Origin of the sequence: Roseomonas sp. HF4, from assembly GCF_005222755.1 — a bacterium.
Taxonomy (GTDB): Bacteria; Pseudomonadota; Alphaproteobacteria; order Acetobacterales; family Acetobacteraceae; genus Neoroseomonas.
The window spans coordinates 1-7,838 of the sequence record NZ_STGD01000037.1; the positions used below are offsets into that span (position 1 = coordinate 1).

At 66.7% G+C, this 7,838-nt stretch carries 7 protein-coding genes and 1 pseudogene; 5 read left to right on the forward strand and 3 right to left on the reverse strand.

Going from position 1 to position 7,838, the window contains the following annotated elements; all coding sequences use genetic code 11:
• Positions 1 to 241: 241 nt before the first annotated feature.
• The 4 genes and pseudogenes from E8M80_RS25425 to E8M80_RS25440 all read left to right on the forward strand — a co-directional run.
• Positions 242 to 430 (forward strand): annotated as a pseudogene (locus E8M80_RS25425) (integrase core domain-containing protein); the annotation flags it as partial.
• Positions 431 to 1,188: 758 nt separating this feature from the next.
• On the forward strand, positions 1,189 to 1,758 hold the full coding sequence (locus tag E8M80_RS25430) for a YSC84-related protein (protein ID WP_137128526.1): 570 nt from the start codon (positions 1,189 to 1,191) through the stop codon (positions 1,756 to 1,758).
• Between the two features lie 70 nt (positions 1,759 to 1,828).
• Positions 1,829 to 2,143: a YqjD family protein gene (locus E8M80_RS25435; RefSeq protein ID WP_137128527.1), complete on the forward strand. Its 315-nt coding sequence runs from the start codon at positions 1,829 to 1,831 to the stop codon at positions 2,141 to 2,143.
• A gap of 6 nt (positions 2,144 to 2,149) precedes the next feature.
• The gene (locus tag E8M80_RS25440) at positions 2,150 to 2,599 is read left to right on the forward strand and encodes a hypothetical protein (RefSeq protein ID WP_137128528.1); all 450 of its coding nucleotides are present in this window, start codon (positions 2,150 to 2,152) and stop codon (positions 2,597 to 2,599) included.
• 36 nt (positions 2,600 to 2,635) lie between these two features.
• Here the strand turns inward: E8M80_RS25440 and E8M80_RS25445 are convergent, their stop codons facing one another.
• Positions 2,636 to 3,643 carry an AI-2E family transporter gene (locus E8M80_RS25445; protein ID WP_206035755.1) on the reverse strand — a complete coding sequence of 336 codons (1,008 nt, stop codon included), beginning with the start codon at positions 3,641 to 3,643 and terminating at the stop codon, positions 2,636 to 2,638.
• 670 nt (positions 3,644 to 4,313) lie between these two features.
• Between E8M80_RS25445 and E8M80_RS25450 the strand changes: the two genes are divergently transcribed.
• On the forward strand, positions 4,314 to 6,854 hold the full coding sequence (locus tag E8M80_RS25450; protein WP_137128530.1) for a cation-translocating P-type ATPase: 2,541 nt from the start codon (positions 4,314 to 4,316) through the stop codon (positions 6,852 to 6,854).
• Between the two features lie 177 nt (positions 6,855 to 7,031).
• Here the strand turns inward: E8M80_RS25450 and E8M80_RS25455 are convergent, their stop codons facing one another.
• Positions 7,032 to 7,238, reverse strand: a complete 207-nt coding sequence (locus tag E8M80_RS25455; RefSeq protein WP_137128531.1) for a hypothetical protein — start codon at positions 7,236 to 7,238, stop codon at positions 7,032 to 7,034.
• Between the two features lie 156 nt (positions 7,239 to 7,394).
• On the reverse strand, positions 7,395 to 7,649 hold the full coding sequence (locus E8M80_RS26405; RefSeq protein WP_206035756.1) for a hypothetical protein: 255 nt from the start codon (positions 7,647 to 7,649) through the stop codon (positions 7,395 to 7,397).
• Positions 7,650 to 7,838: the final 189 nt, after the last annotated feature.

Sequence of the window (7,838 nt, forward strand, 5' to 3'; positions counted from 1 at the left end):
GGCCGGCCGGCCGCCCTTCGTGCCGTCCGCCCGCGGCACCGCCCGCTCCAGCTCGGCGCGGAACATGGCAAAATCCACCAGCGCCCCGATCCGCTCGAGGTCATCGCCCTTGGCCGACAACTCCCGCAGCCGTTCCTCCACGTCGAAGAACCCCGGCTGCCGAACCATCGCCATCCCCCGCGCCAATCCGCGTCAGTGAATCAGCCGAACGGCTTCAGGGCGAGGGGTTTCTGGAGGTGTCCAGCTGCTGAACGGCGAGGTGTTCAATACGCTGCGGGAAGCGCAGGTGCTGATCGAGGAATGGCGCCGGCACTACAATCGGGTCCGGCCACACTCGGCGCTTGGGTACCGCCCGCCCGCTCCAGAGACGGTGCCCATGGCCAGGTCGCAGATCGGCTCAGGAGCAGGCACGGCTGCGATGGCCCACTAAAATTCCGCCTGGATCACTCGATGGGGGCTGGTCAAGACTGCCTCGGTTTCACGTCGTCAGAGTCATTCGGAGCGCGATAGAGCACGGCGCGTCGGGTTGGCGCCGCTCCATCGGGTTGCGTTGGATCAACGTCACAGACGTGGAGATGGTCGAGCGTTGATCCAGACTACGTGGGGCCGCTGTTCGATTCCTGGGTATTTCTCGCGGCGGGCGGCGACCGCTCCGACCTCCAGCCGACCGGGCGATGAGTCGTCTAGGGCGAAGGCCGCTCCACGCCAGCACAGGAGGATTGATCATGAACAACATCGTCTACATCGTCGGCGCCGTTGTGATTGTGCTCTTCATTCTGGGATTTCTCGGCTTTCGCTGATACGTCTAGAGGCTGAAGGACAAAGCCGAAGGCTGGCCCACGCGGCGCGGTCCGATCGGTCTGCTGCACTGCTTTGCGGCACAACGTCGTTTGGGTCGGTCTACCAATTGCGAGTGGACCGACAGATCCGCAGCGCAACTCCGTTAACGTTGCCGCTCGGGCGCCCACGGCCAGTGCCGCTTCGGATAGCAAGGTGCGACGATCCCGAGGCAACCGCGAAGCTTGATCTGCCTCATGGTATCGGGCCTCGAGTCAGCCTACCGGTTTCGATCTCGGGAGTTCGCGTGAATGCGAAACACCCACACTCCCTGCGCGTTGTCGGAAAGGATGGCAGGGCTCCGCCCTGCCGATCGAATGGCGCATCGCGCCATCTTGCCAGGAGGACGACATGTCTAAGACCACCCGCCGGCACCTGCTTCCGTTGGGTGCTGCGATCGCTATCGCGCCCACCCTGCTCGCCGTTGCGCCGCGCGCGGCCCAGGCCGCGACGCGTGCCGAGATTGACGGCGAGGTCGCGAACGCGCTGCGCACATTGCGCGCGCAGGACAATACGCGCCCGCTCTTCGCCGGGGCCAAATCCATCCTCATCTTCCCGCGCATCCTCAGTGGCGGCTTCATCGTCGGCGGCCAGTACGGCCAGGGCGCGCTGATCGCGGGTGAACGCACGCTCGGCTATTACAACATCGCCGGCGCGTCGTTCGGCTTCACGATCGGCGCACAGGTCGCCGGTCTCGCCATGTTCTTCATGACGGACGCAGCGCGCGCCGCGCTCGATGCGGCGAGTGGCTGGGAGATCGGTACCGGCCCAACGGTCGTTGCGGTCGATCAGGGCCTGCAGGCGAACATCACCTCAACGACGCTGAGCGAGCCGGTCTATGCGATCAGCTTCAGTCAGCAGGGGCTGATGGCCTCGCTCTCGATCAACGGGTCGAAGATCACGCGCATACATCCCGAGTGAACGATCACGCCATGCCGGTATCAGCATGGCGTGATCGCCGCTTTGGCATCCTGAATGGTGGGAGGTTTCCATGACCAAGAGTTCCGCAGGCACGACCGAAGACATCACGGCGGATCTGGCCGCGCTCCGGCAGGATGTTGCCAGTCTGTCGGAATCCATTAGCGCATTGCTGCAGAGCCAGGCGCAGGGAGCCGCCCAGACCCTCTCAGATGCCGTCGGCGATGCAAAGGCCAAGTTCGCCAGCACGGCCGCCGACGTGAAGTCGCGCGTAAGCGCGGCTGGCGGGGAGATCGAGGCCAGCATTGAACGCCACCCACTGACGGCCGTGCTGATTTCGTTCGGTGTCGGAATGGCGCTCGGCATGATGAGCCGCTCGCGGCACTGACCAGCCATGTTCCGCGGGCTGTATCGCTTTCTGGCCGCAGCGGCGGATTGGGAGCCGCGCGATTTCCTGATCGGCGCGATCGGCGCGGAGGTGGTGGCGCTGTTCGCGGCGGTCAGCCTGGGGTTCGGCACATTTGCCGCCTACACGCATCTCAGCGCGTCGGAGGGACCTGTCTTCGCGGCGACCGTGATTTCCACTGTCTACGGCGTGGTTGCGGTCATCGCTGGCGTCACGCTCGCACGCTGGCATGCCAGGTCGTCGAGCCCCCATCCTACGGCATCGCCTGCCCCCGAGACGCTTGAGGCACTCCTACAGTCCCTGACCAAGCCCGGCACGCCGCAGGATCAGATGGCGCTGATCGCGGCACTGCGGGTGGGACGAGACGTGTCGCCGATGGAGCTGCTTGCCATCTCGCTGATCAGCGGATTCTTCGCGGGCAGAAACGCGGGTAGGTAGCCTCGACGGTCAGCCACCCGCTCGTCACAGTGATCGTCAGACCTGGTCCGCATCACCCGCCGAGGCGCGCATGATCGCAACGCGGAGCGCCGCCTGAAGGGGAGCCGCAAGCGCTATTCCTACAGCGCCGAACAGTGTTCCCATCAGCATCTGCATGCCGAGTGCATGCGCCGGCTGGATATGGACCGTGCGTCGCTGAATGAGCGGGGTGAGTACGTAGCCCTCGATGATCTGGATCGACAGATAGATCGCCATCACCCAGACGACCATCGCGCTCCCCTGCGAGGAGGCGGCGATCGCGATCGGGACGACGCCGATAAAGGCCCCGAGGTATGGGATGAAGTTGAGGAAGCCCGCCAGCAAGCCGAGAACGAGGGCGCCCGGCGTGCCCAGCGCCATCAGCACTAGCGCAATCGACAGGGCGACCACGAGCACAGTGACCACCTGGCCGACGAGCCACCACCGCAGCCTCTCCGCCATGTGGTCGACAACGTCGAGCACAAAGTGGCGCCGGTTGAGCGGCAACAGGCTCTCGAGGCCGCGTCGATAGGCGGCGGGATTAAGGCCGACAAAAAAGCCGATGAAGAGCGTGAGGAGGAAATCGCCCGCGGTGCCGAGTGCGGAGCGCGCCTGACCAAAAAGGCCTGCCGGGTCCGGAAGGAGGATGCTGGCGATCTGCTCGTCAGTGATGCGCCGTCCGCGCGGACCGGGCGTCTGTACCCCCATATCCGCGAGCCGGTCCCCTATGTTCTTCAACTGGTTGGTAAGGACGTCATGCAACTCGTCCCATTGTTGGACGATCGTGTATCCGCCCCAGGCGATGCCCATCAGGATCACGCTTATCGACAGCGTGCAGACGATTGCGAAGCAGACGCCGCGACCCAGGGGAAGAAGGTGCTGAAGCCCGCGGGTTGCTGCGTCGAGGAGGGCGGCGAGGAGCAAGCCGCCGAAGATCATCAGCAGCGTGCCTGCCGCCTGCCACGCCAGAAAGGCGCCCGAGGCGAGGGCGACTGCGATGAGGAGCAGCCTGAGCCTGGAGCGCATGCACTCGCCGCAGTCTACAGATCTATCGTTGGGTTGCTCGGCTTCGGCCATTGCGTGTCCTGGGCCTCACGGGCGCCGGTGCGGTAGCACGCGGACTTGCCGGGTGAGCAGCGCGATCGTGAGGCGGTGGACAAGCGATGGCAAGGCAGAAGCCGCGTTGCGGCGCTGGCATCGGCCAGCGTGCGCGCGGCACCACTTGGCCGACGCCCCGGAAAGCGCGACCGGCGTCACAAGATTGCACCATACGACCCGGACCCGGTTGAGTTGGATCAATGGCCCGCGCGTGGCGATGGTCGATTATTTCTTTGGAGGATCCGAAACCGCCTAACGGCTCCTCCCCTTCTCATCACGATCGGGGTTCCGGCACCAATTTTCGAGAGAATCGGCGGCAACCCTTTCGTCGCGGCGGACCGATGATGCAATTAATGGAGGAGCGCTTATGAACAATATCGTCTACATCGTCGGCGCAGTTGTGATTGTGCTCTTCATACTGGGGTTTCTCGGCCTACGCTGAGACGTGCCCGGTCTGCGCAACCGCCATTCGGTGCCCGATACTACATAGTTCGGGAGCGGCGCGGTCAGTCGTCGCTGTTTGTGCTCGACGCCCTACGAACCCGCGGTCCTCGAGTGTGCGGGCATTCGACGCAGGCTGTCCCGGGAGACGACCAGCATGGTGGATGCAATAGCAGCCAAGGAGCCTGGCCTCGGCCTGAGTGAGCGCGAAGTTGCAGCCCGCCTGAAGGCCGATGGCCCGAACGAGTTGGCGCGCACAGGCCGGCGAACGCCGTTCCGGATCGTGCTCGAGGTGCTGCGCGAGCCGATGCTGGCGCTGCTGCTGGGCGGTGGCGTGCTCTACCTCCTCCTCGGCAGCCCGGAGGAGGCGCTGATCCTGCTCGCCTTCGCGCTGTTCTCCATCGTGATCACGGTCGTCCAGGAAAGCCGGACCGAGCGCGTGCTTGAGGCGCTGCGCGACCTGACCAGCCCGCGCGCGCTGGTGATCCGCGGCGGCGAGCGAAGGCGCATCGCAGGCCGCGAGGTCGTGCGTGGAGACTTGGTCGTTCTGGCCGAAGGCGACCGCGTGCCGGCCGACGCCAGGCTCATCGAGGCAAATGACGTCCAGACCGATGAATCCCTGCTCACGGGGGAGTCGGTGCCGGTGCGGAAGGTGGCGAGCGCGGCATCGCCCCCAGCACGCCCAGGCGGCGATGATCTGCCGCATGTCTTCTCCGGCTCGCTGGTGGTGCGCGGCAGCGGCATCGCGGAGGTGACGGCGACCGGCCCGCGCAGCGAGATCGGCCGGATCGGCCAGTCGCTGAGCACGCTGGAGACCGAGCCACCACGCTTGCAGGCGCAGATGCGCCGGCTGGTGAAGCTCTGCGCCATCTTCGGTGGCGTCGTCAGCGTGCTGGCCGTGGTGCTCTACGGCAGCCTGCGCGGCGGGTGGCTGGACGCGCTGCTGGCCGGCATTGCGATTGGCATGTCCATGCTGCCGGAGGAACTGCCCGTCGTGCTGACCGTCTTCATGGCGATGGGCGCTTGGCGCATCTCCAAGGCACGGGTGCTGACGCGCCGTGCGGCAGCGATCGAGACGCTCGGTTCCGCCACGGTACTCTGCACGGACAAGACGGGCACGCTGACGCAGAACCGCATGACTGTGGCCGAGTTGTGCCTGCCGGACGGAACAGGCTTCAGGCCCCAGGATGGCGCTGTGCCAGAGCCATTTCGCCCATTGGCCGAGACCGGCCGGCTGGCGAGCGCGCCGCAGCCCTTCGACCCGATGGAGAAGGCCTTCCACGCGGTTGCCGAGGGCGTCTCTGGCGCCGGCCTGCCTGCCTCATCCGATCTCCGCCGCACCTATGGCCTCCGCCCCGATCTGCTGGCGATGACCAATGTCTGGCGATCCGGAACGGAGGGGGGCGAGGCGATCGTCGCCGCCAAGGGCGCCCCCGAGGCCATCGCCGCGTTGTGTCACCTGGATGCCGCGACGCGCGCAGATCTGACCGCAAAGACCGAAGCTCTGGCGGTGAAGGGCATGCGCGTGCTCGCCGTGGCCCGCGCCGCGCACCGCGGTGAGGCATGGCCAGAGACACAGGACGACTTCGACTTCCGTCTGCTCGGTCTGGTGGGGCTGGCGGACCCGCTTCGGCCAGGGGTGGTCGAGGCGGTGGCCGAATGCCGCACGGCCGGCATCCGCGTCGTGATGATCACCGGCGACTACCCTGCCACCGCCGCCGCCATCGCGTGCCAGGCGGGGCTGGACGCCGAGGCCATCGTGACCGGCGAGGCGCTCTCCGCCATGGACGACGCGACGCTGGCGGAGCAGGCGCGCAGCACCACGGTGTTCGCGCGCATCATGCCGGAGCAGAAGCTGCGCATCGTGGCCGCGCTGAAGGCGGATGGCGAGATCGTCGCGATGACCGGCGATGGGGTGAACGACGCGCCGTCGCTCAAGGCCGCGCATATCGGCATCGCTATGGGCGGGCGCGGCACTGACGTGGCGCGTGAGGCGTCGTCGCTCGTACTGCTGGATGATGATTTCGGCTCGATCGTCGCGGCCGTGCGCCTGGGCCGGCGCGTCTTCGATAATCTGCGCAAGTCGATGGGGTTCATCATCGCGATCCATGTGCCCATCGCGGGAATGGCACTTCTGCCGCTGATCTTCGGGCTGCCGATCCTCCTCTGGCCGATGCACATCGCCTTCCTGGAGATGGTGATCGACCCTGTCTGCACCCTGGTCTTCGAGGCCGAGACGGAGGAAGAGGGCATCATGCAGCGCCCGCCGCGTGACCCTGCGGCGCCGCTGTTCTCCGCCTCGCTGCTCGGCTGGAGCGTGGTGCAGGGCATGGTCGTGCTGGCGCTGACGGCTGGCATCTTCGTATTCGCGCTGGATCGCGGCATGCCGGAGCAGGAGGCCAGATCGCTGACCTTCGTCGCCCTTGTGCTTGGCATCGTCAGCTTGATCTTCGTGAATCGATCCTTCAGCGCCTCGATCATCACCGCGTTCCGCCGACGCAACGCGGCGCTGCACTGGGTGATGCTGATCGTGACCGTGATGCTCGGGATCACGTTGCTCGTCCCCTTCGCCCAGCGAATGTTCCGCTTCGGCCCGCTGCATGTCGACGATCTGGCAGTGACGGTCGCGGCAGGCCTTTTGGCCATCATCATCCTGGAGGTGCTGAAGCCGCACTGGCGCAAGCGCCTGATGACATGATGCCGCACTGGTACAACCTCGCGGACTGCGCTGGGCATCAGGCTGCGAGATGCCCTGGGGCGAGAGCACAGTTAGTTCCGTGGCCCTGGGTAAGCGAATCCAGTCACGGCAGCTGCCACTTCACGACCTGCACCGCCAGCGGCGCCGTGGCGAGGTCGACGGTCGACGCGATGATGCTCAGCGACATATCGCCCTATTGAACGCGCGATCTGCTGCCATCGCGTCCATCATTCGCGCTAGCGCCGGCGCGATCGCGAGTTCCGCCGCTGCCTGCTGCTGCAACTCCGCGCGGAACTCCGTCACCCGCGGACAGGGTCGATCAGAAATCCCTGCGCCGCAGCCGCTCAGCAGCACCAGCGCGCTCAGCCTCACGAGCTGCCGCATCCGCCGCCCTCCTTGTTATCTGCGCTTGGCGCGCGGCCTCTGCACGGCGGGCGTCGCGACCGTCGCGGCGCCCCGCCAGATCCGCGGCGCCCAGCGCCGCCAGTGCGGCCGCCGCGACCGCCAACCACCCCTGCACCCTTGCCCGGACCGCCGCGATCACGCCGTGCGTTCCCGCCGCAGCAGGACGGCAACGGCAACAGCCGCGATGGCGAGTACCAGCGCCACGCCGACCCACACAGGCACACCGGCCATCGCCTGCAGAGCGGGCGCCGCCGTTGCCGCCGCCGCGGCATAGCCGCCGAGCTTCGCGGCCTCGGCACCCTCCAAGGGGGGCGCGACGGGCGCGACATGCCGACTGGCGACGAACTCCCCGCGCGCCCAGAGCCCGGCCTCCGCGGCACGCCGGTTCACCAACCCTTGCACGGTGACGAGCCGCCTGACCTGCGCCCCTAGAAGTAGTCCGCCGGTGATGTAGTCCGGTGGCAGCGATGGGAGGTTGTGGGATGGGACGGAAGAAGGCGCACACGCCGGAGGAGATTGTCGCGAAGCTGCGGCAGGCGGAGGTTCTGGTTGGCCAGGGCAAGACGGTGGCCGATGCTG